Consider the following 263-nt stretch of genomic DNA (forward strand, 5'->3'; position numbering starts at 1 on the left):
GCAGACTTCGTTAAGTTCAAACTCTTCCCGAAGAGTGCAACTGGCGAGATAGTTGAGAAACTGAGACTTGGCCGGTGTGTAGCTAGAAAACCCAAAGCCTTTCCACCCTAAGTTCACCGTTTTTCTTAACCCCAGCGAACGCCCAATTAAGTGGTGAGCAACGCACTGACCAAGTCGCTGCATTGCACCGTAAAACACTTTACTCAACGCATAGTAAAACTGCCACGCGTTGAGAATCCACTTGAATTGCTTGTTATGTGAAT

Annotated in this window: 1 protein-coding gene; it reads right to left on the reverse strand. The window is 46.4% G+C overall.

Going from position 1 to position 263, the window contains the following annotated elements; translation table 11 throughout:
* Positions 1 to 263: hypothetical protein (locus EYW48_RS21750; RefSeq protein WP_277433109.1), on the reverse strand; the 263-nt coding region annotated here is incomplete at both ends.

It is taken from the genome of Vibrio sp. 1180_3 (genome assembly GCF_029478545.1).
Classification (GTDB): Bacteria; Pseudomonadota; Gammaproteobacteria; order Enterobacterales; family Vibrionaceae; genus Vibrio; species Vibrio aestuarianus.